Below are 24249 nucleotides of genomic sequence, written 5' to 3' on the forward strand. Positions count from 1 at the left end.
TTTCTCTCGTCACATTCCTCGTCGGGGAGCGTCGGCTCCCAGGCCGGCGGCCACCTGGCGCAGGTACGGATTGGTGGCGCGCTCACGGCCGATGGTCGTGTGCTCGTTGTGACCGGGCAGGACCACGGTCGAGTCGTCGAGCGGCAGGCACACACGCGCCAGCGACTCGAACATGTCGGCCTGTGATCCGCCGGGCATGTCGGTGCGGCCGATGGAGCCGGCGAAGAGCAGGTCGCCCGAGAAGAACACCGAGGGGACCTCGGCGGACTCGGGCAACTGGAACGTCACCGACCCCTTCGTATGCCCCGGCGCGTGCGCGACGGAGAAGTCCAGACCGGCGAGCTTCAACCGGGCGCCGTCGGCCAGCTCCTTGACGTCGGAGGGCTCCCCCACGGTCAGTTCGCCGAGCAGCTGCGCGCCGAGGGAACGACCGATGGCCTTCTCCGGGTCGCTCATCATGTACCGGTCGTCGGGGTGGATCCACGCGGGCACGTCATGCGCGCCGCAGACCGGGACGACCGAGGCGACATGGTCGATGTGGCCGTGGGTGAGGACGACCGCGACGGGCTTGAGCCGATGCTTCTTGAGCGCGTCCTCGACTCCCTCGGCGGCCTGGTGGCCCGGGTCGATGATCACGCACTCCTCGCCTGCGGCGGGGGCGACCAAGTAGCAGTTGGTGCCCCAGGCCCCGGCGGGAAACCCGGCAATGAGCACGATCGTCCTTCGTTCGTCGTCCGGCGGAGGTGACCGCGCGGGATCGCGGCAGATCAGAGCCTACCGGCGCTCCCGATTCCACAGCTAACCCATATACGGTACGGGGCTAACAGAAGCGGTCATCCACGCAGAGGAGAGATCACCCGGTGGTCAGCAACGATCAGCGGCGGCGTCAGCTCGCCCGGGAGAAGTTCTTGCGGCAGCAGCAGCGCCGGGAGGCCGCGCGACGCAGGGCGCGGATGCGCAACGCGGTGATCGCCTCGGCGCTCGCGGTGATCCTGGCCGGCGGCGCCGTGTCCTACGCGGCAGGCGCCTTCGACGACGACAGCAAGTCGGAGAACACGGCGAACTCGAACCCCACCACCAAGCCGGACCCCTGCGAGAAGCCCGCGGGCGGCAAGGTGAAGCCGCTCAGCTTCAAGAAGGAACCGAAGCTCACGATCGACAAGTCGGCCGACTACACGATGAAGCTCGCCACCACCTGCGGCGACATCGACCTGAACCTGTCGGCGACCAAGGCTCCGCGCACGGTCAACTCCTTCAACTTCCTCGTGAAGAAGGGCTACCTCGACCACACGAAGTGCCACCGGCTCGTCTCGGGCGGCATCTACGTCCTGCAGTGCGGCGACCCGAAGGGCACCGGCGAGGGCGGCCCCGGCTACTCGATCCCGGACGAGAACCTCAAGGACAAGAGCCTGAAGGGGAACGTGTATCCGGCGGGTACGGTCGCGATGGCCAACCAGTACAACGCCCAGGAGAAGAAGGGCCGGGACTCCGGCGGCAGCCAGTTCTTCCTGGTCTACCAGGACAGTCAGCTGCCGCCCGACTACACACCGTTCGGGACCATTTCCGATTCCGGGATGAAGGTGCTCAAGAAGATCGCCGACGCCGGCGAGAGCACCGGCCAAGGCGAGGGCGCCCCGAACGCGACGGTCGTCATCAACAAGGCCACCGTGTCGAAATCCTGACCGCCGGGAGGCAAACTTCGGACGCGCGGGGTGCGGACAGCCGCCCCGCCGGTCGCCTATGTTGGCGGTGACGAAACTGTGGACGATGCCGGGGGCCCCGAGGCCCTGCGCAGGCATCATGTGGAGGAGGCGCTGTGAGCAGCGACCCGTGGGGCCGCGTCGATGAGACGGGGACCGTGTACGTGCGCAAGGCCGACGGCAGCGAGCGCGAGGTCGGTTCGTGGAAAGCGGGGTCTCCTGACGAGGCCCTGGCTTACTTCGAGCGCAAGTACGACGGTCTGGTCGTCGAGATCGGACTTCTCGAGCGCCGGGTGAAGACGACCGACCTTTCGGCCAAGGACGCCATGACCGCCATCGACCACCTGCGCCAGCAGGTGGACGAGGCCCACGCGGTCGGCGATCTGGACGCCCTGAGCACGCGCCTGGACAAGCTCGTCGAGACCGTCGACGCGCGCCGCGAAGAGCGCAAGGTCCAAAAGGCCAAGCAGTCGGACGAGGCCAGGCACGCCAAGGAGGCGCTGGTCGTCGAGGCCGAGGAGCTCGCGCAGAGCGAGCAGTGGCGGGCGGCGGGCGAGCGGCTGCGTGCCCTGGTGGACACCTGGAAGGGTCTGCCGCGCCTCGACCGCAAGTCGGACGACGAGCTGTGGCACCGCTTCTCGCATGCCCGCTCGGCGTTCTCCAAGCGGCGCAAGGCCCACTTCGCGTCGCTGGACGCCCAGCGCGAGGAGGCCCGCAAGACCAAGGAGAAGCTGGTCGGCGAGGCCGAGGCTCTCTCCGGGTCGACCGACTGGGGTCCGACGGCCGCGCGCTACCGCGACCTGATGACCGAGTGGAAGGCCGCGGGCCGCGCCCAGCGCGAGCACGAGGACGATCTGTGGAACCGCTTCCGCGGCGCCCAGGACGTGTTCTTCGCGGCGCGCAGTTCGGTCTTCGCCGAGCGGGACGCCGAGCAGACGGAGAACCTGAAGCTGAAGGAGGAGCTGGCCGAGGAGGCCGAGAAGCTCGTCCCGGTGAAGGACCTCAAATCGGCGCGCGCCGCCTTCCGCACGCTCAACGAGCGCTGGGAGGCCATCGGCCACGTCCCGCGTGACGCGCGCCCGAAGGTCGAGGGCCGGATGCACGCGGTGGAGCGTGCCCTCCAGGAGACGGAGGAGGCCGAGTGGCGCCGGACGAACCCTGAGGCGCGTGCGCGTGCCGAGGGTCTGACCGGTCAGCTGCAGGCCGCCGTCGACAAGCTGGTCGAACAGATCGAGAAGGCGCGTGCGGCGGGCAACAACGCCAAGGCCGACAAGCTCCAGAAGGAGCTCGACGGCCGCCAGGCGCTGCTCGACCAGGCCCTGAAGGGTCTGCACGAGTTCGGCGGCTGAGGCACAGGTAATGCGGACGGTGTGCGGCCCGGCCGGTGGGGAGATCCGCCGGCCGGGCCGTTTCTCCGTTCACGGGGCTATGCCGTGGTGCGTGCGCCTCCGTACTCGGCGATGTCGAGCGCATGCTTGAGCACTTCGCAGGCCTGGATGTGGTTGCCCGACTCCTGGAGCAGGTCGGCGAGCCTTCGGCAGACCAGCACGGCCTCGGGCCCGTACGCCTTGTGCACTTGCTGGAATGCCAGCTCCAGCACCTCGATGGCCTCGCGGATCTGCCCCGTTCCGGCGAGCAGCTCCGACAACTCCAGTTGCACGGCGAGCAGTTCGCCCTGGCCGCCACTTACCTGCTCCTGGAGCGCGAGGCGCAGCACGGGCAGGGCGTCCCTGGTGTTGCCCTCAGCCCGCAGCAGCCGGGCGACGTTCAGACCGGTGGCGACCATGGCCGCCCGTACGTCCCCGGCGAGCACGGGGCCCGCCGGAGCCCTGCGGCCGGCGCGGGCCTTGTTGCGGGCGAAGGACAGGCGACCGACGCCGTTCTCCTGTGAGCGCTGCGGCAGCGGCCTGTTCTTGGCGCGCAGCCGCTCCTCCAGGACCCGGTAGAGCGTCTCCAGGTCGATCAGCTCGGGGCCTCCTGGGATTCCGCCGCGCAGCACCGTCAGGAGTTCCCCGGTGAACGCCGTGTAGCGCTCACCGTCCGGGGCGAGGGCCAGGCGGTCGCGGGGAGAGGCGGTGAGGACGTACGCGCCGTCCACGGCGGCCTGTGCGGCCAGTACGTCGCCGCCCGTCAGCGTGCGCGCGGCACGGCCGCTGAAGCAGCAGTCGAGAACGACGATCTTGCGCTGGGCACGGGAGGCCCGCAGGGCGGAGCGCAGATGCTGGTAGGCCACGGCGGTGTAGCCCATGGTGTCGCGGGAGTCGCCGAGGGCGAGGTACAGGTCCGCGGACTCGGAGTCCCGCATGCCGTGCCCCGCGTAGTACACGATCAGGGTGTCCGTGGCCTCGTCGCCCGCCTGATGCACCGGGTCGAGCATCGCGGGTGCGCTCTGCGGGTCGGTCACCACGGCGCAGTGCTGGACGGGGAGTCCCCAGACGGTGGAGTCGCAGAGCTCGGCCGCCAGGTCCACCACATTGGCCTCGACGGCCGGGAGTTGGGGCAGGTGGCGGTAGGACGCGGTGCCGATGAGAACGGCCCGGGAGCTGCCGGGGTCAGGAAGAGCCGTCATCGGCCGTGCCTCCCCGCTCCAGGACCTCCATGACGCGCCGCAGGGTCCCCTCGTCGGCCGCCGCCTCCTGGGTGAGCTCCACCCGTACGTCGCCCCGGGTCAGGACGAGCGCCGGAGCCCGGCGGCGCGCAAGCTGCCACTGGAGTACGGAGACGACGAGGGCGGCGGTGGACAGCGTGCTGCCGAGCGCCAGTTGGAGAACGTCGAAGCCGGTTCCCATGTGGCCGGCTGGGGCGGGCGCGGCCGCCCCGACACGGCCGCGGAGGTGTCCGGCGACGGATTCGTCCTCACGCAACCAGCTGGCCAGGGAGCGCAGTTCGTTCTCGGTGTCGATCTCGTCCCCCGACACGGTCACCATCAGGTCGGTCACGGCCCGCTCCCCCTTCTCTGGTCCACGTGACGGTTCACCCGGGCGAGCAGTTCCACGGCCTTGTCGCCGGCGCCCAGCCTCGCCAGGCAGACAGCCTGCCAATACTGACTGGCGAGCGTGGTCGGATGGGCCGGGCCGAGCGACGAGAGGCATACCGGCACCACCGCCGACAACAGCTGTGCGGCCTCCTGTAGTTCACCGCGCAGCACCAGGTTGACCGCCTCGCGCTGACGGGACAGGGCGGTCTGCGGGGTCATGCTGCTGAGCACGATGCGGCGGCTGACGTCGCTGAGCGTCGGTGGCCGCAACGGGTCGGCGCGCTCCGCCCTGGGCTGCGGGACGGCTTCGTCCCAGTCGTACTCGGGAAGTTCCTCGGCGTCCTGCGCCGGGGTGTCCAGGCCACGCACCGCGTCGTCCCTCAACTGGTGCGCCACGAGCGCGGCCAGAGCCTCCCTGCCCCCCTCGGCGCCCTGCGCGAGGAGCGCCTCCGCGGAGTCCGCATGCTGGGGGCGGTCGGCGGGGTCCTGGGCGCACAGCCGGTCGACCAGGTCGAGCAGCGCGTCGGGATGGGCCAGACCGCGGCCGCGCAGGCGAGGGATGCCGTCGCCGAGCGCGCTCTCCACGATGGCCCCGAAGTCCACCGTCCGCGTGCCGAACGGCAGCTCGCCGGTGAGCATCAGGTACATGCAGGCGCCGAGCCCGTACAGGTCGGCGGACGGCCCCGGTGCCGCGCCGCGGATGGTCTCGGGGGCCATGAACTGCGGGGTGCCGACGAGCTCCCCGGTCCTGGTGATCGCCCGTTCCCCGACGAGGCGGGCCAGACCGAAGTCGTGCAGTACGCAGCGCCCGTCGCGACTGATCCCGATGTTCGACGGCTTGACGTCACGGTGCAGCACTCCGGCGTCGTGGGCCGCGATGAGCCCACGGACCACGTCCAGGGCCACCCGCGCGACGACAGCCGTGGGCATCGGCCCGGTCCAAGACACGAGCTCGGCCAGGCTCAGGCCGTCGAGCACCTGCATCACGAGGTACGGCGTCCCGTCGGCCACCCCTACGTCGAGCAGCGTGACCACGCCGGGGTGGTGGATCCGCGCCAGGGCCTGCGCCTCGCGCAGGAACCGGTCTCTGGCCTCGTCATCCTCGGCGAGGCCTGCCACCGCGGTCAGCATCTTCACGGCCACACGCCGGCCGAGCCGCGTGTCCTCGGCCTCGTGGACCACGCCCATGCCGCCGCGCCCCAGCGTGCGGAGCAGGCGGTACCGCCCGGCCACGAGTAATCCCGCCGCCCCCGCGCTGCCGTCCATCGCACTCTCCCCCTCGGACACCGCGTGCCCCGCTCAGGGCCGCCGCGCCGACGTCACCCTGTACACGTCATACACGCCCTCGACTCCCCTGACCGCCTTGAGCACATGGCCCAGGTGCTTGGGGTCGCCCATCTCGAAGGTGAAGCGCGAGGTGGCGACGCGGTCGCGGGAGGTCTGGACGGCCGCGGACAGGATGTTCACGTGCTGGTCCGAGAGGATGCGCGTGACGTCCGAGAGCAGGCGCGAGCGGTCAAGGGCCTCGACCTGGATGGCGACCAGGAAGACCGAGGACTGGGTGGGCGCCCACTCGACCTCGAGGATGCGCTCGGGCTCGCGGGAGAGCGAGTCGACGTTCACGCAGTCGCTGCGGTGAACCGATACGCCGCTGCCGCGCGTGACGAAGCCGATGATCGGGTCCCCCGGCACCGGCGTGCAGCAGCGGGCGAGCTTGACCCACACATCCTCGACGCCCTTGACGACGACACCGGGGTCGGCGTTGGCGCGGCGCTTGCTGCGGCTGCGCGAGGGCGGTGTGCTCTCGGCGATGTCCTCGTTGGCGGCTTCCTCGCCGCCGAGCGCCTGGACGAGCTTCTGCACGACGGACTGCGCGGTGACGTGGCCTTCGCCGATCGCCGCGTAGAGGGACGAGATGTCGGGGTAGCGCATCTCGTGCGCGAGGGTGACCAGGGAGTCGCCCGTGAGGATCCGCTGGATCGGCAGGTTCTGCTTGCGCATGGCGCGCGCGATGGCGTCCTTGCCCTGCTCGATGGCCTCGTCGCGGCGCTCCTTGGAGAACCACGCACGGATCTTGTTGCGCGCCCGCGGTGACTTGACGAAGCCGAGCCAGTCGCGGGACGGGCCCGCGCCGGCCGCCTTGGAGGTGAAGACCTCCACCAAATCGCCGTTGTCCAGGGTCGATTCGAGCGGCACGAGCCGGCCGTTGACCCGGGCCCCTATGGTGCGGTGGCCGACCTCGGTGTGGACCGCGTACGAGAAGTCGACCGGCGTCGCGCCCGCCGGGAGCGCTATGACGTCGCCCTTCGGCGTGAACACGAAGACCTCGTTGCGGGAGAGGTCGAAGCGCAGGGACTCCAGGAACTCGCTGGGGTCCTCGGTCTCCTTCTGCCAGTCCAGGAGCTGGCGCAGCCACGCCATGTCGTTCAGGTGGTCGTCCTTGCCGCCGGCCTTCCGCGGCACGTCGGTGCGCACCTTCGAGGCTCCGGCGACGGCCTCCTGCTTGTACTTCCAGTGCGCGGCGATGCCGTACTCGGCGCGGCGGTGCATGTCGAACGTACGGATCTGGAGCTCGACGGGCTTGCCGTTGGGGCCGATGACCGTCGTGTGCAGCGACTGGTACATGTTGAACTTCGGCATCGCGATGTAGTCCTTGAACCGGCCCGGGACCGGGTTCCATCGCGCGTGGACGGTGCCGAGCGCGGCGTAACAGTCGCGCACGGTGTCGACAAGTACCCGAATACCCACCAGGTCGTAGATCTCCGCGAAGTCGCGGCCGCGGACGATCATCTTCTGGTAGACGCTGTAGTAGTGCTTCGGGCGGCCGGTGACGGTGGCCTTGATGCGGGCGGCGCGCAGGTCGGCCTGGACCTCGTCGGTCACTATGGCGAGGTACTCGTCGCGCTTGGGGGCGCGCTCGGCGACCAGGCGCACGATCTCGTCGTACATCTTGGGGTAGAGGATCGCGAAGGCGAGGTCCTCCAGCTCCCACTTGATGGTGTTCATGCCCAGGCGGTGAGCCAGGGGCGCGTAGATCTCGAGCGTCTCGCGGGCCTTCTTCTCCTGCTTCTCGCGCTTGAGATAGCGCATCGTGCGCATGTTGTGCAGGCGGTCGGCGAGCTTGATGACCAGGACGCGGGGGTCCTTGGCCATGGCGACGACCATCTTGCGCACGGTCTCGGCCTGCGCGGCCTCGCCGAACTTGACCTTGTCCAGCTTGGTGACGCCGTCGACGAGCAGGGCGACCTGGTCGCCGAAGTCGCGCTTGAGGGTGTCGAGGCCGTACTCGGTGTCCTCGACGGTGTCGTGCAGGAGCCCGGCCATCAGGGTGGCGGGGTCCATGCCCAGCTCGGCGAGGATCGTCGTCACGGCGAGGGGGTGCGTGATGTAGGGGTCGCCGCTCTTGCGCTTCTGGCCGCGGTGCCAGCGCTCGGCGACCTGGTAGGCGCGCTCGATCTGGCGCAGCGTCGCCGTCTCGATCTTGGGGTCGTTGCTGCGCACTATCCGCAGCAGGGGCTCGAGGACCGGGTTGTACGGGTTCGAACGCTGGACGCCGAGGCGAGCAAGGCGGGCGCGCACACGGTTGGAGGAGCCGGAGCGCTCGTTCTTGGCCGCGGTGGGGCGGGGCGTGGGCGTCGTACTGCCCGCGCGGGCCTCGGTGGGGGGCTTGGGGCGCGAGGCATCGGCGGCCGGCCTGTCGCGGGGGCCGCTGTCGCCCGGCGTGCTCGGTGCGGACGTGGTGCTGGGGGGCGTACTCTCCCGCTTCGCCGGCGTCGCGCCCGTGGCGGGCGGCGTGCTCTTCGCGGGCGCGGCAGCGGGCGCCGCCGCGCTCTTGGCCTGCTCTGCGGCCTTGGCGGCGGTGAGTGCCTTGGACTCGTCTGGCAAGAGGCGCTCCCTGTGCGCGATCCGGGTCCCCCGGTCAGGCCCCGAAGAACCCATGGTATCGATCCTGGACCTTCGGCTCGCCTTCAGCCCGTGAGACGGCTCACTACAGGAGAAACACCTGAGGCGGGCGCCGGATTCCGCCGGGCCCGCCTCAGGGTGTGCGTGGTGGCTGCTCAGACGCCTCAGACGGTGAGGAGGGCCTCCAGCGGGGCGCCCTCCAGGGCCGTCTCCAGCTTGGCGCGGACCCCGAGGAAGCCGAGTTCCATCAGCACCGCCACACCGGCGACCTGTGCGCCCGCACGGCGGATGAGCCGCAGGGACGCCTCGGCGGTGCCGCCGGTCGCCAGGACGTCGTCGATGACCAGGACGCGGTCGTCGGCGGCGAGGTCCTCGGCGTGCACCTCGATCTCGGCGCTGCCGTACTCCAGGTCGTACGACTGGCTGAGCGTCGCTCCGGGGAGCTTGCCCGCCTTGCGTACGGGGATGAAGCCGAGCCCGGCGCGCAGCGCGACCGGGGCGCCCAGGATGAAGCCGCGGGCCTCCAGGCCGACGATCTTCGTGGCGCCGTACCGCACGGCGAGGTCCGCGAGGGCCTCGGTGAGTGCGGCGAAGGCCTCCGGGTCCGCGAGGAGCGGCGTGATGTCCTTGAACATCACCCCGGGCTCGGGGTAATCGGCAACGTCCCGGATGCGGCTGAGCAGAAGTTCCTGTACCTGGGTCATCCGCCCGCACCTCGTTGTTGTTGATCCGAACGCCTCGTTCGACGCGGCGAGTCACTTTAGCAAGACCCGATGACCACACCCCGCCCGCGCCAACCCGCCCGGCCGGCCGCATGGCAAGATCATCCGCGACCGCCCTTCTCGGGGCTAAAACGGAGGAACAGTGCATATCTCTCGCAAGATTGCCCACCGGTCACGACCAAGGCCAGACGAAGAAGTATGTGGCCAAGTGGTACTACGCGGGCTGCGGCAAGAGCGGGTTCATCAAGAATGTGCCGTGGGGGAACGTCGCGGCGCACCCCGAGATCAAGATCAAGGGGTTCTCGCTGCTCAAGTGGCAGTAGGCCTCGCCGGATCCTGAGCTGAATCAAGAACGGGCTTCGCTCCTCGTACGAGGAGCGAAGCCCGTTCTTCTGTCTTCTGTGCTTCTGCCGAAGCCGGTGGCCCGGCCTCGGTCAGCGGCGCTTCCCCGAGGGACGGCCACGGCCGCGGCCGCGAGGCTGCGCCTGCGTACGGCGCTGGCTGCCGACCACACCGGCGGCCGCCGGGACGTCGTCGTCGTCCTCCGGCTCGTCGCCGTCACGCGGCGGCTCCTCGGTGTCCAGCGACTCTCCCTTGGCAGCGGCGGCCGCGCGCTTGGCGAGCACCCGCTTCTTCAGGGCCTTCATCGCCGGCTCGCGCTCCTTGAGGTCGGCGACGAGCGGAGTGGCGATGAAGATCGAGGAGTACGCTCCGGCCGCGAGACCCACGAAGAGCGACAGCGAGATGTCGTTCAGCATGCCCGCGCCGAGCGCACCGCCACCGATGAACAGGAGGCCCGCCACCGGAAGGAGCGCGACCACCGTGGTGTTGATGGAACGCACCAGGGTGCTGTTGATCGACCGGTTGGCGATCTCGCTGTAGGTGAACCTCGTCTGCTTGGCCGCGTCCTTGCCCTGCTCCTTGAGCGAGTCGAAGACGACCACCGTGTCGTAGAGCGAGTAACCGAGAATGGTCAGCAGACCGATCACGGTGCCCGGTGTGACCTCGAAGCCGACCAGGGAGTAGATACCGACCGTGATGGTGATGTCGTGGATCAGGGCGACCAGCGCGGCGGCGGCCATCCGCCACTCGAAGGCGATCGCCAGATAGATCACGCACAGGACGAGGAAGACAGCGAGGCCGGTCCACGCCTTGTTGGCGATCTGTTCACCCCAACTGGGGCCGACAAGATCCGCGTTGACGTCCTTCGCCGGGACGCCGAGGTCCTTGGCGAGCTTTTCCTTGATCTGGTCGGACTTGTTCGTGTCCACACCCGAGATCTGGACGCGCATCGTGTCGTTGCCGAGCTTCTGGACGATGGCCTGGTGCCCCGAGGCCTTCTCCGCCGACTCCTGGGCCTGTTCGACCGAGGCGGAGGTCTTCGGCGTGGTGAAGACCGCGCCGCCCTTGAACTCGATGCCCATGTTGAGGCCCTGGACGGCCAGGGCGACGATCGCCGTGATGGTGATCAGGACAGAGACGCCGTACCAGATCTTCCGCTTGCCGATGAAGTCATAGCCGACTTCGCCGTGGAAGAGCCGGGCGCCGAGGTTGCCGAGCTTCGACATCTCACGCCTCCTTCGGGTCGGAGCCAGCGGAACCAGGGGTACGGCGGGTGCGGCGCAGCGGGGGCTTGGCACCCAGCCGCGTCGGGTCGATCCCGGACCACTTGTGGCCGCTCGCGAAGAACTTCTTGCGGGCCATGATCGTCATCAGCGGCTTGGTGAAGAGGAAGACCACCACGACGTCGAGCAGCGTGGTCAGACCGAGCGTGAAGGCGAAGCCCTGCACCTTGCCGACGGTGACGATGTAGAGCACCGCGGCGGCGAGGAAGGACACGAAGTCCGAGACCAGGATGGTGCGCCGGGCGCGCGGCCAGGCCCGCTCGACGGCGGGGCGCAGGGTGCGGCCCTCGCGGATCTCGTCCCGGATGCGTTCGAAGTACACGATGAACGAGTCCGCGGTGATACCGATCGCAACGATCGCACCACACACCGCGGGCAGGTTGAGTGCGAAGCCGATGGCCGGACCGAGCAAGGTCATGATCGTGTACGTGAGGATGCCGGAGGCGACGAGGCTCAGCAGTGCGATGAAGGCCAGGCCCCGGTAGTAGGCCACCAGGTAGATGACGACTAGCGCCAGACCGATGGCACCGGCGATCAGACCGGCGTGCAGCTGCTCACCGCCGAGCGCGGCGGTCACGGTGGTGACGCTGTCCTCGTGGAAGGTGAGCGGCAGGGCGCCGTAGGACAGCATGTTCGCCAGGTCCTTGGCCGACTCCTGGGTGAAGCTGCCGCTGATCTCGGCGTTCGAGCTCAGCTGCGAGCTGACGCGCGGGGCCGAGACGACGTCCCCGTCCAGAACGATCGCGAACTGGTTCTGCGGCTCGGTCTGCTTCATCAGCTTGCCGGTGGTCGCGGCGAACTTCTTGGAGCCGTCCTTGGTGAAGTCCATCGTGACGATCCAGATGCCACGCTCGGGGTCGAGCACGGCCTTGGCGTCCTTGACGTCCTTGCCCTCGACCTCGGCCGGGCCCAGGACGTACTTCTCCCACTGGCCGGCACTGTTCTTGCCACAGGCCGCCATCGGGTCGCTCGGCTTGACGCCTTCGGTGGCCTTGACCCGGCTGCTCTGCTTGGTGCAGTCGAGCGCGGTGAACTTCTCCTGCAGCTCCTTCGTGGCCGCGTCCGCCGACGGGGTCGGCGACGGGGCGTCGCTGCCCGCGGGCTTGTCCGAGGCCTTGGGCGAAGGAGTGGGGTCGGCCTTCAGGGCGTCGGTGACGGCACGGCCCTTGGGGCTCTCGGTCGCGCTGGGCGAGGACGCCGCGTCCTTGTCCTTGCCGTCCGCGCTGTCCGCGCTCTCCTTGCCGTCCTTGTCACCCTTGTCGGTCGCCTTCGGCGAACCGGACGGGCTTGCGGAGGGATCGGGGGTCGGCGCTCCGGCCGCCATCGTCATCACGGGACGGAAGTAGAGCTGCGCGGTCGTGCCGACCTGCTCGCGCGCCTGCTTCTGGTTCGTCCCCTTGGGGATGTTGACGATGATGTTGCGGTCGCCCTGGGTCTGGACCTCGGCCTCGGAGACACCGAGACCGTTGACACGGCGCTCGATGATGCCCACGGCCGTGTCCATGTTGGTCTTGTTGACCGCGTTGGGCTTGCCGGGCTCACTCTTGGCACCGAGCGTGATGCTCGTTCCGCCTGCGAGGTCGATGCCCAGGCGCGGGGTGGTGTGACCGGAGAGGAACATCCCCCCGGTGAGCGCCACCATGGCGATCAGGATGAGGGCCAGGGAACGGCCCGGCCTCCCCTGGCCGCTCTGCCTCCGGCCCTTCTTCGGTGCTGCCACCTTCTCGTTTCTCCCTGTCCAACCGCCCGGAACCCATTACGTGCCGTGGGCGGCCATGAAGTGGTGTCGAGACCCGTCACGAGACCCACGCACCGCGGAGGCCGTGGCAGCGCGGTCGGCGCGCCACGCACCCCGGTCGTGGTTACTTCGTGTCGGACTCGCCGTCGGTCTTCTTCGGCTCGGCGTCGTCGGCCTTGGGGGCGCTGTCCGCGTCCTTCTTGCCGAGGTCGATGGGCGAGTCGTCGGAAGCGCCGGCGGCGGGCTCGTCGGTCTCGGTGAGGGAGGAGGCGTCGTCCGGGACGACGGGGTCGTCCGACTTCACGGCACTCGTGCCGTGCACGATGCGGTTGTACTCGTCGTCCTCGAGGACGGCGCCCACGGAGTTCTTCGCGTAGAACGCGTGCACACCAGGAGCCACCTCAAGGAGGACGGCGTCGTCGTGAACCTCCTTGACGGTGGCGTACATGCCCCCGATCGTGCGGATGCCGGTGCCGGGCTGCATCTCATTGCGCATCTGCGCCGCCGCCTGCTGCTTCTTCTTGGCGGAGCGCGTCATCAGGAACATGGCCCCGATGAGCACGATGAAGGGGAGGAGGGTCACGATATTCACGGGACGGAGTTTCCTTCGCATGACCGCGCAGATAAGCGGCCTGATGGACGGGGGTGGGCACGCCGCCCACAAGGGCGGCATCGGCGGAGTCTAAGCGAGTCCGCGCCTAACGAACAACGCTCAGCATGGCACCGCAGTTCCTGACCGGGCGAGTACGCGCGCCGTCACGCCCCGAACAGGTCCCCTTGTCCGATTCCGCCCGCCTGCCGCGGCGGAACAAGGCCGAGATGCGCCCATGCGGCGGGCGTCCCGACCCGGCCGCGGGGGGTGCGCGCGAGCAGTCCCTCCCGCACCAGGAACGGCTCGGCGACCTCCTCGACCGTCTCGCGCTCCTCCCCCACGGCGACGGCGAGCGTCGACAGACCGACTGGTCCGCCGCCGAAGAGCTTGAGCAGAGCCTCGAGGACCGCACGGTCGAGGCGGTCGAGGCCGCGGCCGTCCACCTCGTAGACCTTCAGGGCCGCGCCCGCGATGTCCCTGTTGATCTCTCCGTCGGCCTTGACCTGCGCATAGTCCCGTACGCGGCGCAGCAGGCGGTTGGCGATACGGGGCGTGCCGCGCGAGCGCCCGGCGATCTCGGCGGCGCCGGCCGGGTCGATCTCGACGTCGAGCAGCTGTGCGGAGCGGTGGATCACCCGCTCCAGCTCGGCGGGTTCGTAGAACTCCATGTGTGCGGTGAAGCCGAAGCGGTCGCGCAGCGGCGGCGGCAGCAGGCCCGCCCTGGTGGTGGCGCCGACCAGGGTGAAGGGCGGCAGCTCCAGGGGGATGGCGGTGGCGCCGGGGCCCTTGCCGACGATCACGTCGACGCGGAAGTCCTCCATCGCCATGTAGAGCATCTCTTCGGCGGGCCGCGACATCCGGTGGATCTCGTCGAGGAAGAGCACCTCTCCTTCCTGGAGGGAGGAGAGGATCGCCGCGAGGTCGCCCGCGTGCTGGATGGCCGGGCCGCTGGTGATGCGGATCGGGGCGCCCATCTCGGCTGCGATGATCATCGAGAGGGTGGTCTTGCCGAGGCCGGGGGCTCCGGAGAGCAGCACGTGGTCGGCGGTGGCGCCCCGCGCGCGGGCGGCGCGCAGGACGAGGTCGAGCTGCTCGCGGACCTTCTCCTGGCCGATGAACTCGTCCAGGTCCTTGGGGCGCAGGGCGGCCTCGACCGCCTGGTCCTCGCCGTCGGCGGACGCACCGACGAGCCGCTCGGCCGCGCCTGCCGGGGCGGTCGTGTCGTCGGTGGTCTCGTCCCAGTTCATGAGCTCGCCTCGCGATGTGGTTCTGGTGGTGAAGGGGCCGGCACGTGCTAGCGGGTGCGGTTCAGCGTCTGCAGCGCGGCCTTGAGGAGCTGGCCCACCTGCGGCTTCTCGGACGCCTCGGCCTGCGGGGTGACGGCGGCGACGGCTTCGTCGGCCTCGCGCGTCGCGTACCCGAGGCCGATCAGCGCCGCGTGCAGCTGGTCGCTCCAGCCGGAGGTGACGGGGGTGCCGATGGCGGGGCCGCCCGTGCCGAGGGGCTCGCCGAGGCGGTCCTTGTACTCCAGGAGCAGCTTCTGGGCGCCCTTCTTGCCGATGCCCGGGACCGCGGTGAGCGCCTTCTCGTCACCGGTGGCGACCGCGCGGCGCAGGGCGTCGGGGCTGTGCACGGCGAGCATGGCCTGCGCGAGGCGTGGTCCGACACCGCTCGCCGTCTGAAGGAGCTCGAAGGTCTGGCGCTCGTCGTCGTCCGCGAAGCCGTACAGGGTGAGGGAGTCCTCCCTGACGACGAGGGAGGTGGCGAGCTTGGCCTGCTGGCCGATGCGCAGGGTGGAGAGGGTGTTCGGCGCGCACTGGACGGCCATGCCGATGCCACCGACCTCGACCACCGCGGAATCGGGGGCGAGGGCGGCGACGGGGCCGCTGACGAAGGCGATCATGCGGTACGGCCTTTCTGGGCTGTGGGGGCTTTCGGGGTTCTCGACGCGTGCAGGGCAGCCGCCTGCTGGAGGCGGTTCTGCGCCACTGCCTGCTGGAGGCGGTTCTGTGCGGGCGCGCGCCAGATGTGACAGATGGCGAGGGCGAGGGCGTCCGCGGCGTCGGCGGGCTTGGGCGGTGCGTCGAGCCGCAGTAGGCGGGTGACCATCGCGCCGACCTGCGCCTTGTCCGCGCGGCCGCTGCCGGTGACGGCGGCCTTGACCTCGCTGGGCGTGTGCAGGGCGACGGGGATGCCGCGCCGGGACGCGCAGAGCATGGCCACGGCGCTGGCCTGGGCCGTCCCCATGACCGTACGCACGTTGTGCTGGCTGAACACCCGCTCCACCGCGAGGACTTCGGGGTCGTGCTCGTCGAGCCACTGCTCGATGCCCTGCTCGATGGCGACAAGGCGGTGGCCGAGTTCGGCGTCGGCGGGCGTGCGGACGACGCCGACGCCGCGCATGGTGAGCGGTCGTCCGGCCACGCCGTCGACGACACCGACACCGCACCGGGTGAGCCCTGGGTCGACCCCCAACACGCGCATGAATCCCCTCCCGTTGCCTGTCCGTGCAGGTTATCGGGTCCCTCTGACAACGCGACGGGCCGACGGGGTGTGTCCCGTCGGCCCGTCAGCGCTTCGAAGGGGCGCGCCTACGCGTCGACCTTCTCCATGACCTCGTCGCTCACGTCGAAGTTGGCGAAGACGTTCTGCACGTCGTCGCTGTCCTCGAGCGCGTCGATCAGCTTGAAGATCTTCCGCGCGCCGTCCTCGTCCAGCTCGACCTGCATGGTCGGGACGAAGTTGGCGTCGGCCGAGTCGTACTCGATGCCGGCGTCCTGGAGCGCGGTGCGGACCGCGACCATGTCGGTGGCCTCGGAGAGGACCTCGAAGGACTCGCCGAGGTCGTTGACCTCTTCGGCGCCCGCGTCCAGGACCGCGCCGAGGACGTCGTCCTCGGACAGCTCGCCCTTGGGGACGATGACGACGCCCTTGCGGTGGAAGAGGTACGAGACGGAGCCCGGGTCGGCCATGGAGCCGCCGTTGCGGGTCATCGCGACGCGTACGTCCGAGGCCGCGCGGTTGCGGTTGTCCGTGAGGCACTCGATGAGCACCGCGACGCCGTTGGGGCCGTAGCCCTCGTACATGATCGTCTCGTAGTCGGCGCCACCGGCTTCGAGACCGGCGCCGCGCTTGACCGCGGAGTCGATGTTCTTGTTCGGGACCGAGCTCTTCTTGGCCTTCTGGATGGCGTCGAAGAGGGTCGGGTTACCGGACACATCGGCGCCGCCCGTGCGGGCCGCGACCTCGATGTTCTTGATCATCTTCGCGAAGAGCTTGCCGCGCTTGGCGTCAATCACGGCCTTCTTGTGCTTCGTCGTAGCCCATTTAGAGTGGCCGGACATCTGCCTGTCTCCTTCGCGTTACCCAACCTGTACGAACTCCCCCGACCCTAAGGGACCAGGGGGACCCCCGGATCCTACTAGGATCGCGCCGCCGCGTTCCCCCGCACCATCCCGACGAACAGTTCGTGCACGCGGTGGTCGCCCGTCAACTCGGGGTGGAACGACGTCGCGAGGGCGTTGCCCTGGCGCACGGCGACGATGTGCCCCTCGTGCTCGGCCAGCACCTCGACGCGCGCGCCGACCGACTCGACCCAGGGGGCGCGGATGAAGACACCCTCCACGGGGTCGCCGTCGATGCCCGCGACGGCGACGGCCGCCTCGAAGGACTCGTTCTGCCGCCCGAAGGCGTTACGGCGCACGATCATGTCGATGCCGCCGAAGGTCTCCTGCGCCGAGCGCGGATCGAGGATCTTGTCGGCGAGCATGATCATGCCCGCGCAGGTGCCGTAGACCGGCATACCGGCGCCCACGCGCGCGCGAAGCGGCTCCGCGAGGCCGAACAGGGTGGCCAGCTTGGAGATGGTGGTGGACTCACCGCCGGGGATGACCAGGCCGTCCACCTCGGCCAGCTCTTCGGGGCGCCGCACCGGCCTGGCCACGGCGTCCGCCGAGGCCAGGGCGATCAGGTGCTCCCGTACGTCGCCCTGGAGAGCCAGGACGCCGACTACAGGGGTGTCAGTCATCTACGTAGTGCCTTACCAGCCGCGGTTGGCGTAGCGCTCGGCCTCGGGGAGGGTGTCGCAGTTGATGCCGACCATGGCCTCGCCGAGGTTGCGGGACGCGTCCGCGATGATCTTGGGGTCGTCGTAGAAGGTGGTGGCCTTCACGATGGCGGCGGCGCGCGCGGCCGGGTCGCCCGACTTGAAGATGCCGGAGCCGACGAAGACACCCTCGGCACCGAGCTGGCGCATCAGGGCGGCGTCGGCGGGGGTGGCGACGCCACCGGCCGAGAAGAGGACCACCGGCAGCTTGCCCAGCTCGGAGACCTCCTTGACCAGCTCGTACGGGGCGCGCAGGTCCTTGGCGGCGGCGTACAGCTCGTTGTTGTCGAAGCCACGCAGCCTGGCGATCTCGTTCTTGATCTGGCGCAGGTGGCGCACGGCCTCGACGACGTTGCCGGTGCCGGCCTCGCCCTTGGAGCGGATCATGGCCGCGCCCTCGGCGATGCGGCGCAGGGCCTCGCCCAGGTTGGTGGCGCCACACACGAAGGGGGTCGTGAAGGCGAACTTGTCGCTGTGGTTGACCTCGTCGGCCGGGGTCAGGACCTCGGACTCGTCGATGTAGTCGACGCCGAGGGACTGCAGGACCTGGGCCTCGACGAAGTGGCCGATGCGGGACTTGGCCATGACCGGGATGGAGACGGCCTCGATGATCTCTTCGATCATGTTCGGGTCGGACATCCGGGCGACGCCGCCGTCCTTGCGGATGTCGGCGGGGACCCGCTCCAGCGCCATGACGGCCACTGCGCCGGCGTCCTCGGCGATCTTCGCCTGCTCGGCGTTGACGACGTCCATGATGACGCCGCCCTTGAGCTGCTCGGCCATGCCGCGCTTGACGCGCGCGGTGCCGGTCTCGGGCGACTGGGTGCTGCTGGGCAGGGTGCTGGACACGGAGTTGACCTCGCTCGCTGAAGACGGGTTACTGCGTCTACGAGGAAACTCCCGGCCACCAGTCCACAGCAAGGGCCAATGGACGACCGGTGGCTCATTTTTCCCGGACGCTCCTGGTCAGCGGCGCAACCGGTGGCCTGTTCCGTCAGGGGTTCTGCGTCGTCGCGCGGTCGGCAAGCGCGACCGGAGGCTCGTCGTCCATCTCGAAGGCCATCGGGAACGGCGCGTGCCCCGCGAGGCGGAACCAGCGGACCTTGCGGTGCCTGCGCAGGGCACGGGCCGCGCGTACGGCGTCGTTGTGGAAGCGCCGGGCCATCGGCACCCTGCGTACGGCCGCGGCCAGCTCGGACGCCGCCTCGTCACCGCCGGGAGCCTCGCGCACCGCCTCGACCTGCTGCACCTCGCCGAAGATCGCCCGCAGCGCCTGGCTGAGCTCGCTCTCGGCGACCTCACGGTGCTCCTCCTCGGCCTGCCGGGCCGCGTGCGCCGCTTCGTAGAGCACGATGGAGGCCGCCGGGTCGAGCACCCCCGAGGTGGCCAGCTCCTGGGCGACCGACGCGCGGCGCAGCAACTGGGCGTCGAGGGCGGCGCGGGCCGCGTCGATGCGTGCGTGCAGCCGGTCGAGGCGGCCCGCGGTCCAGCTCAGGTAGAGGCCGATCGCGAAGAGGGCTACCGCGATCCAGATCAGTGTCGAGGTCACCGGCCCGAGGCTAGTCCAGGCGGCCCGTCCCCATGACCGCCGGGCTCCCCGGACCGGCCGCGGTCAGTCCCGCGCGAGGCCGAACCGCGCCCGCAAACCGGTGCGTTCGTCGGCGGCCACCGCTGCGGCCCCGTCCGCCACCGTCTCGTACACGGAGAGGATGTCCGCGCCCACCGTCGACCAGTCGAAGCGGCGCACGTGCTTGCTGCCGCGCTCGCGCAGATCGTCGCGGCGCCCGGGGTCGCCGAGGAGCCGCAGCGCCCCCGCGGCCAGCGAGTCCGCGTCCTCGTTGGTGAACAGGTCACCCGCGGTGCCCTGGTCGAGGACCTGCGCGAAGGCGTCCAGATCGCTGGCGAGCACGGGTGCGCCCGCCGACAGCGCCTCGACGAGGATGATCCCGAAGCTCTCGCCGCCGGTGTTCGGAGCGACGTACACGTCGACGCTGGCCAGCAGGCGCGCCTTGTCCTCGTCGCTGACCATGCCGAGGAACTCCACGCGCTCCCGCATCTCGACGGGCAGCGAGGAGACGGCCTCGTGCTCGTCGCCGCGGCCCGCGACAAGGAGCCGGGTGTCGGGGCGCTCCGCGAGGATCTTCGGCAGCGCCTTCATCAGCACCGGGAGGCCCTTGCGGGGCTCGTCGATGCGTCCGATGAAGCCGATCGTCCCTCCCTGCCACTCGGCCTTGGGCTCGACCTTGGCGAAGAAGTCGACGTCGACACCGTTCGGGATGACGACCGCGTCGCCGCCCAGGTGCTCGACGAGCGTACGGCGGGCGTACTCGCTCACCGCGATGCGCGCGCTGATCTTCTCCAGGGCGGGCTGCAGGATCGGATACGCGGCGATCATCGCCCGCGAGCGCGGGTTGGACGTGTGGAACGTCGCGACGATCGGGCCCTGCGCGGCCCAGCACGTGAGCAGCCCGAGGGACGGCGAGGTCGGCTCGTGGATGTGGATGACGTCGAACGTGCCGTCGTGCAGCCAGCGGCGCACCCGCGCGGCCGACAGGAACCCGAAGTTGAGCCGGGCCACCGAGCCGTTGTACGGCACGGGAACGGCGCGGCCCGCCGAGACGACGTACGGCGGAAGGGGGGTCTCGTCGTCCGCGGGGGCCAGGACGGACACCTCGTGTCCCAGGCGGATCAGGTGCTCCGCGAGGTCACGGATGTGGAACTGGACGCCGCCCGGCACGTCCCACGAGTAGGGGCAGACGATGCCGATCCTCACGGGGCGGTCCCCTCGCCGGGGTGCGCGGAGTCGTCGGCGGAGTCCTTGGCGGGGTCGAGATCAGCGAGCCACAAACGCTGCAGCATGTGCCAGTCCTCCGGATGGTCGGCGATACCCGTGGCGAAGGCGTCTGCCATCGCCTGCGTCATGACAGACGTCTTCTCGGTGCGGGCACCTGTCTCGGGGACGTCGACGGGCGGGTGGATACGGCCCTTCATGACCGGTGAGTCGTCGAACCAGAGAGTGACCGGCAGCAGCACGGCGCCGGTGTGCTGGGCGAGCATCGCGGGCCCAGCGGGCATCCGCGCGGTGTCCCCGAAGAACTTCACCTCGACTCCGGACGCCGAGAGGTCCCGGTCCGCGACGAGGCAGACCAGGCCGCCCGCGCGCAGGCGCCGCGCCAGCGTGCCGAAGGCGGAGCCCCCGGTGTGCGGCAGGACCTCCATGCCGAGGCTCTCGCGGTAGGCGACGAAACGGTCGTACAGCGATTCGGGCTTGAGCCGCTCGGCGACCGTCGTGAACGGCATCTCCAGCTTCTCGGTGGCCCACGCGCCCGCCAGGTCCCAGTTGCCCAGGTGCGGAAGCGCGACGATGACGCCCCTGCCCGAGGCGAGGGCGTCGGTCAGGTGGTGGAGGTCCTTGGCCTCGAAGCCGTTCCTGATGCGCTCCCGGCTCCACGACGGTAGCCGGAACGACTCCATCCAGTAGCGCAGGTACGAGCGCATGCCCGCCTTGGACAGCTCGCGCAGCCGCTCCGGGCTCGCGTCGGGCACCACGCGCGCGTAGTTCGCCTCAAGGCGCAGGACGCCCTTGCCGCGGCGCTTCCAGACGGCGTCGGCAATGGTCCGGCCGAGTCGCACCGCCACCGGTTCCGGGAGCTTCTTGACCGAGCTCCAGGCCGCTCCGTAGAGCGCGTCGGTCAGTCGGTCCTTCACGACGTGGCCTCACTGCCCTGCGCCCGGGGGTCCGTGGCCGCGTCTGCCTCCGCGGCCTCCTTGCGCACGGTCACGACGCGCTGGATGAGGGTCACGAGGCTGCCGACGGCGACGATCCACAGGGCGATGGGCAGCAGTACGTCGATGCCCGGGACCCCGAACTTGTGCAGCCCCGCGAGGCCCGCGGCGACCAGCGAGATCACCAGGCGCTCGGCGCGCTCCACCAGGCCGTTGACCGCGACGGGCAGGCCGATCGCCTCGCCGCGCGCCTTCGTGTACGACACCACCTGGCCGCTGGCCAGGCAGAAGATGGAGACGGCGCACAGGATGTTGTCGTCACCCGAGCCCGCGTACCAGAGCGCGAGGCCACCGAAGATCGCGCTGTCGGCGACCCGGTCGAGCGTCGAGTCCAGGAAGGCTCCCCAGCGGCTCGAGCGTCCCAGCTGCCGCGCCATGTTCCCGTCGACGAGGTCGGAGAACACGAAGAGCGTGATGACGATCGTGCCCCAGAAGAACTCGCCGCGGGGGAAGAAGACCAGCGCACCCGCCACCACACCGGCCGTGCCGATGAACGTGACCGCGTCGGGGCTCACGCCGCGACGGATGAGAAACGCGGCGAACGGTGTGAGAACACGCGTGAAGAATGCACGCGCGTACTTGTTCAGCATGGCCTTCCCGAGGGGTCGGTGAGCCGCGCGGCCCTGTTGGCCACCGGCTGGCCCATCGTAGTCACGCCGTTGACGGACCGGCTCGCCCCCTCACGATCGCGTACGACGTATGGACGCACAGTGACCCGAGTGGAAAGCTCGAAAGCACCGCGGGCGTCGCCGGAGCCGACCCGCACACGGCCCCGCGTGTCCGCGAGCAGCCAGCATCCCCGAGGGGGCTGTGCCTCCTCATCGCGCACGTGACCGGGAGGCCAAGGCATGGGCGACAAGGCGAACGCACACTCCGGAGCCGCCGGCAGGGCTACGGCGGCCGACCACCCCGCGTCCGTACGGAATGTGGTGCTGGTCGGCCACAGCGGATCGGGCAAGACGACTCTGGTGGAGGCCCTCGCGCTGACCGCGGGGGCGGTGAACCGCGCGGGCCGTGTGGAGGACGGCACCGCCGTCTCGGACTACGACGACATCGAGCACCGGCAACAGCGCTCCGTACAGCTGTCCCTGGTCCCCGTCGAATGGGGCGGATACAAGATCAATCTCCTGGACACCCCCGGGTACGCCGATTTCGTCGGCGAGTTACGGGCCGGTCTGCGCGCCGCGGACGCGGCCCTTTTCGTCGTTTCGGCGGCCGACGGCGTGGACGGCGCGACCCGCATGGTGTGGGAGGAGTGCGCGGCGGTCGGCATGCCGCGGGCCATCGTGGTCACACACCTGGAGTCGGCCCGCGCGGACTTCACCGCGATGACCCGCACCTGCGCCGAAGCCTTCGGGGCCGACGACCCCGACGCCGTACTGCCGCTGTATCTGCCGTTGCACGGCGCCAAGGGGCCGGACGGGCACGCGCCGGTGACCGGCCTGATCGGGCTGCTCTCGCAGCGGATCTACGACTACGCGTCCGGCGAACGCAAGGAGTCCGAGCCGGGCGACGACCAGCTCCCGCTCATCGAGGACGCACGCAACAAACTGATCGAGGGGATCATCGCCGAGAGCGAGGACGAGTCCCTCATGGACCGCTATCTCAGCGGCGAGGACCTCGACTTCAAGACCCTCGTGGACGATCTGGAACGGGCCGTGGCACGCGGCATCTTCCACCCCGTGCTCGCGGCGGCCCCCGCCGCCGAGGGCGCCCGGCAGGGCATCGGCACGGTGGAGCTCCTGGAGCTGATCACCGGCGGCTTCCCCACCCCCCTGGAGCACCCGGCGCCGGCCGTCACCACACCCGGCGGCAAGGCGCGGCCCGCACTCACCTGCGATCCCAAGGGACCGCTGGTCGCCGAGGTGGTGAAGACCGCGTCCGATCCCTACGTGGGGCGCGTCTCGCTCGTACGCGTCTTCTCCGGCACCCTGCGTCCCGACGAGACCGTGCACGTCTCGGGGCACGGTCTGGCCGACCGCGGCCACGAGGACCACGACGTGGACGAGCGCGTCGGCGCGCTCTCCTCCCCCTTCGGCAAGCAGCAGCGCACCCTCAGCAGCTGTATCGCGGGAGACCTGGCCTGCGTCGCGAAGCTGAACCGCGCCGAGACGGGCGACACCCTCTCGGCCAAGGACGATCCGCTCCTGATGGAGCCCTGGGACATGCCCGACCCGCTTCTGCCGCTCGCCATCCAGGCGCACAGCAAGGCGGACGAGGACAAGCTCTCCCAGGGGCTCTCGCGCCTGGTCGCCGAGGACCCGACGATGCGCCTGGAGCAGAACCAGGACACCCACCAGGTGGTCCTGTGGTGCCTGGGCGAGGCGCACGCGGATGTCGCCCTGGAGCGGCTGCGCAGCCGGTACGGCGTGCAGGTCGACGTCGTGAGCCACAAGGTCTCCCTTCGGGAGACGTTCGCGGGCAGGTCGGCGGGGCGCGGCCGGCACGTGAAGCAGTCCGGCGGCCACGGCCAGTACGCGATCTGTGCGATCGAGGTCGAGCCGCTGCCAGGCGGCAGCGGCATCGAGTTCGTCGACAAGGTCGTGGGCGGCGCCGTGCCCCGGCAGTTCATCCCGTCCGTCGAGAAGGGCGTGCGCGCGCAGGCCGCGAAGGGTGTGGCCGCCGGATACCCCCTCATCGACGTACGCATCACGCTGCTCGACGGCAAGGCGCACTCGGTGGACTCCTCGGACGCCGCGTTCCAGACGGCGGGCGCGCTCGCCCTGCGCGAGGCCGCGGCCGACGCGAGGATCCACCTCCTGGAGCCGGTGGCGGAGGTGCGGGTCCTGGTCGGCGACGATCACGTGGGGTCGGTGATGAGCGACTTCTCGGGGCGCCGCGGCCGGGTGGTCGGCACCGAGCAGGCACCTGGCGGGCGCACGCTCGTGCGGGCTGAGGTGCCGGAGATCGAGATCGGGCGTTACGCCGTGGACCTGAGGTCCCTCTCGCAGGGCACCGCCCGCTTCAGCCGCGCGTACGCACGCCACGAGCCGATGCCTCCCCAGCTCTCCGAGAGGATCCGTGAACAGGCCCAGGACGTCTCCTAGTTGCGGATCTCCGGCAGGGCGCACGGATGCGCCCTGCCGGATGTCGGTGCGCCC

The 24249-nt window shown here is 70.2% G+C and carries 23 protein-coding genes; 4 read left to right on the plus strand and 19 right to left on the minus strand.

What is annotated here, in order from left to right:
* Window positions 1-9: 9 nt before the first annotated feature.
* Complete coding sequence (locus ACZ5U5_RS24435) at window positions 10-714, minus strand: MBL fold metallo-hydrolase (protein WP_469025317.1); 705 nt, start codon at window positions 712-714, stop codon at window positions 10-12.
* Window positions 715-860: 146 nt separating this feature from the next.
* Here ACZ5U5_RS24435 and ACZ5U5_RS24440 point away from each other — a divergent pair, with 146 nt between their 5' ends.
* Together ACZ5U5_RS24440 and ACZ5U5_RS24445 are read left to right on the plus strand one after the other, a co-directional pair.
* Complete coding sequence (locus tag ACZ5U5_RS24440) at window positions 861-1682, plus strand: peptidylprolyl isomerase (RefSeq protein ID WP_469025320.1); 822 nt, start codon at window positions 861-863, stop codon at window positions 1680-1682.
* Window positions 1683-1816: 134 nt separating this feature from the next.
* Window positions 1817-3049 carry a DUF349 domain-containing protein gene (locus ACZ5U5_RS24445; protein WP_469025322.1) on the plus strand — a complete coding sequence of 411 codons (1233 nt, stop codon included), beginning with the start codon at window positions 1817-1819 and terminating at the stop codon, window positions 3047-3049.
* A gap of 77 nt (window positions 3050-3126) precedes the next feature.
* On the opposite strand, the gene ACZ5U5_RS24450 is transcribed toward ACZ5U5_RS24445, so the two are convergent.
* The 5 genes from ACZ5U5_RS24450 to ACZ5U5_RS24470 all read right to left on the minus strand — a co-directional run bounded on the left by ACZ5U5_RS24450 (window position 3127) and on the right by ACZ5U5_RS24470 (window position 9284).
* Window positions 3127-4269 (minus strand): caspase family protein, encoded by a 1143-nt coding sequence (locus ACZ5U5_RS24450; RefSeq protein ID WP_469025325.1) that lies wholly within the window; start codon window positions 4267-4269, stop codon window positions 3127-3129.
* Entirely contained in the window at window positions 4253-4639 is a 387-nt protein-coding gene (locus ACZ5U5_RS24455) for an effector-associated constant component EACC1 (RefSeq protein WP_469025327.1), read from the minus strand. Before ACZ5U5_RS24455 ends, ACZ5U5_RS24450 begins: the two co-directional genes overlap by 17 nt.
* Window positions 4636-5943, minus strand: coding sequence for a serine/threonine-protein kinase (locus tag ACZ5U5_RS24460; protein ID WP_469025329.1), 1308 nt, complete (start codon window positions 5941-5943; stop codon window positions 4636-4638). Before ACZ5U5_RS24460 ends, ACZ5U5_RS24455 begins: the two co-directional genes overlap by 4 nt.
* A 33-nt stretch (window positions 5944-5976) precedes the next feature.
* Complete coding sequence (locus ACZ5U5_RS24465) at window positions 5977-8562, minus strand: RelA/SpoT family protein (RefSeq protein ID WP_469025332.1); 2586 nt, start codon at window positions 8560-8562, stop codon at window positions 5977-5979.
* A gap of 182 nt (window positions 8563-8744) precedes the next feature.
* Window positions 8745-9284, minus strand: coding sequence for an adenine phosphoribosyltransferase (locus ACZ5U5_RS24470; protein WP_469025335.1), 540 nt, complete (start codon window positions 9282-9284; stop codon window positions 8745-8747).
* A 179-nt stretch (window positions 9285-9463) separates the two neighbouring features.
* Here ACZ5U5_RS24470 and ACZ5U5_RS24475 point away from each other — a divergent pair, with 179 nt between their 5' ends.
* Complete coding sequence (locus ACZ5U5_RS24475; protein WP_469025337.1) at window positions 9464-9625, plus strand: hypothetical protein; 162 nt, start codon at window positions 9464-9466, stop codon at window positions 9623-9625.
* Between the two features lie 111 nt (window positions 9626-9736).
* Here the strand turns inward: ACZ5U5_RS24475 and secF are convergent, their stop codons facing one another.
* The 13 genes from secF to pgsA all read right to left on the minus strand — a co-directional run bounded on the left by secF (window position 9737) and on the right by pgsA (window position 21738).
* Complete coding sequence (secF, locus tag ACZ5U5_RS24480; RefSeq protein ID WP_469025339.1) at window positions 9737-10870, minus strand: protein translocase subunit SecF; 1134 nt, start codon at window positions 10868-10870, stop codon at window positions 9737-9739.
* A gap of 1 nt (window position 10871) precedes the next feature.
* On the minus strand, window positions 10872-12647 hold the full coding sequence (gene secD / locus ACZ5U5_RS24485; RefSeq protein WP_469025341.1) for a protein translocase subunit SecD: 1776 nt from the start codon (window positions 12645-12647) through the stop codon (window positions 10872-10874).
* A gap of 142 nt (window positions 12648-12789) precedes the next feature.
* Window positions 12790-13257 (minus strand): preprotein translocase subunit YajC, encoded by a 468-nt coding sequence (gene yajC, locus ACZ5U5_RS24490; protein WP_469025344.1) that lies wholly within the window; start codon window positions 13255-13257, stop codon window positions 12790-12792.
* 164 nt (window positions 13258-13421) lie between these two features.
* A complete protein-coding gene (gene ruvB / locus ACZ5U5_RS24495; RefSeq protein ID WP_469025346.1) occupies window positions 13422-14504 on the minus strand; it encodes a Holliday junction branch migration DNA helicase RuvB in 1083 nt (360 codons plus the stop codon).
* A gap of 47 nt (window positions 14505-14551) precedes the next feature.
* Complete coding sequence (gene ruvA / locus ACZ5U5_RS24500) at window positions 14552-15160, minus strand: Holliday junction branch migration protein RuvA (protein ID WP_409056562.1); 609 nt, start codon at window positions 15158-15160, stop codon at window positions 14552-14554.
* A complete protein-coding gene (gene ruvC / locus ACZ5U5_RS24505; RefSeq protein ID WP_469025350.1) occupies window positions 15157-15741 on the minus strand; it encodes a crossover junction endodeoxyribonuclease RuvC in 585 nt (194 codons plus the stop codon). Before ruvC ends, ruvA begins: the two co-directional genes overlap by 4 nt.
* Before the next feature lie 107 nt (window positions 15742-15848).
* On the minus strand, window positions 15849-16601 hold the full coding sequence (locus ACZ5U5_RS24510) for a YebC/PmpR family DNA-binding transcriptional regulator (protein ID WP_469025353.1): 753 nt from the start codon (window positions 16599-16601) through the stop codon (window positions 15849-15851).
* Between the two features lie 77 nt (window positions 16602-16678).
* Window positions 16679-17284, minus strand: coding sequence for a pyridoxal 5'-phosphate synthase glutaminase subunit PdxT (pdxT, locus tag ACZ5U5_RS24515; RefSeq protein ID WP_469025356.1), 606 nt, complete (start codon window positions 17282-17284; stop codon window positions 16679-16681).
* Window positions 17285-17296: 12 nt separating this feature from the next.
* The gene (pdxS, locus tag ACZ5U5_RS24520; RefSeq protein ID WP_469025358.1) at window positions 17297-18211 is read right to left on the minus strand and encodes a pyridoxal 5'-phosphate synthase lyase subunit PdxS; all 915 of its coding nucleotides are present in this window, start codon (window positions 18209-18211) and stop codon (window positions 17297-17299) included.
* Window positions 18212-18356: 145 nt separating this feature from the next.
* Window positions 18357-18911 carry a LemA family protein gene (locus ACZ5U5_RS24525; RefSeq protein ID WP_453452179.1) on the minus strand — a complete coding sequence of 185 codons (555 nt, stop codon included), beginning with the start codon at window positions 18909-18911 and terminating at the stop codon, window positions 18357-18359.
* 63 nt (window positions 18912-18974) lie between these two features.
* Window positions 18975-20135, minus strand: a complete 1161-nt coding sequence (locus tag ACZ5U5_RS24530) for a glycosyltransferase family 4 protein (RefSeq protein ID WP_469025361.1) — start codon at window positions 20133-20135, stop codon at window positions 18975-18977.
* Complete coding sequence (locus ACZ5U5_RS24535; RefSeq protein ID WP_469025364.1) at window positions 20132-21070, minus strand: phosphatidylinositol mannoside acyltransferase; 939 nt, start codon at window positions 21068-21070, stop codon at window positions 20132-20134. Before ACZ5U5_RS24535 ends, ACZ5U5_RS24530 begins: the two co-directional genes overlap by 4 nt.
* On the minus strand, window positions 21067-21738 hold the full coding sequence (gene pgsA, locus ACZ5U5_RS24540; protein WP_469025367.1) for a phosphatidylinositol phosphate synthase: 672 nt from the start codon (window positions 21736-21738) through the stop codon (window positions 21067-21069). The genes ACZ5U5_RS24535 and pgsA overlap by 4 nt, the downstream gene beginning before the upstream one ends.
* A gap of 258 nt (window positions 21739-21996) precedes the next feature.
* Here pgsA and ACZ5U5_RS24545 point away from each other — a divergent pair, with 258 nt between their 5' ends.
* Window positions 21997-24195 (plus strand): elongation factor G-like protein EF-G2, encoded by a 2199-nt coding sequence (locus tag ACZ5U5_RS24545; RefSeq protein WP_469025369.1) that lies wholly within the window; start codon window positions 21997-21999, stop codon window positions 24193-24195.
* The last annotated feature ends 54 nt before the right edge of the window (window positions 24196-24249 follow it).

The organism is Streptomyces sp. NPDC033177 (genome assembly GCF_055577715.1).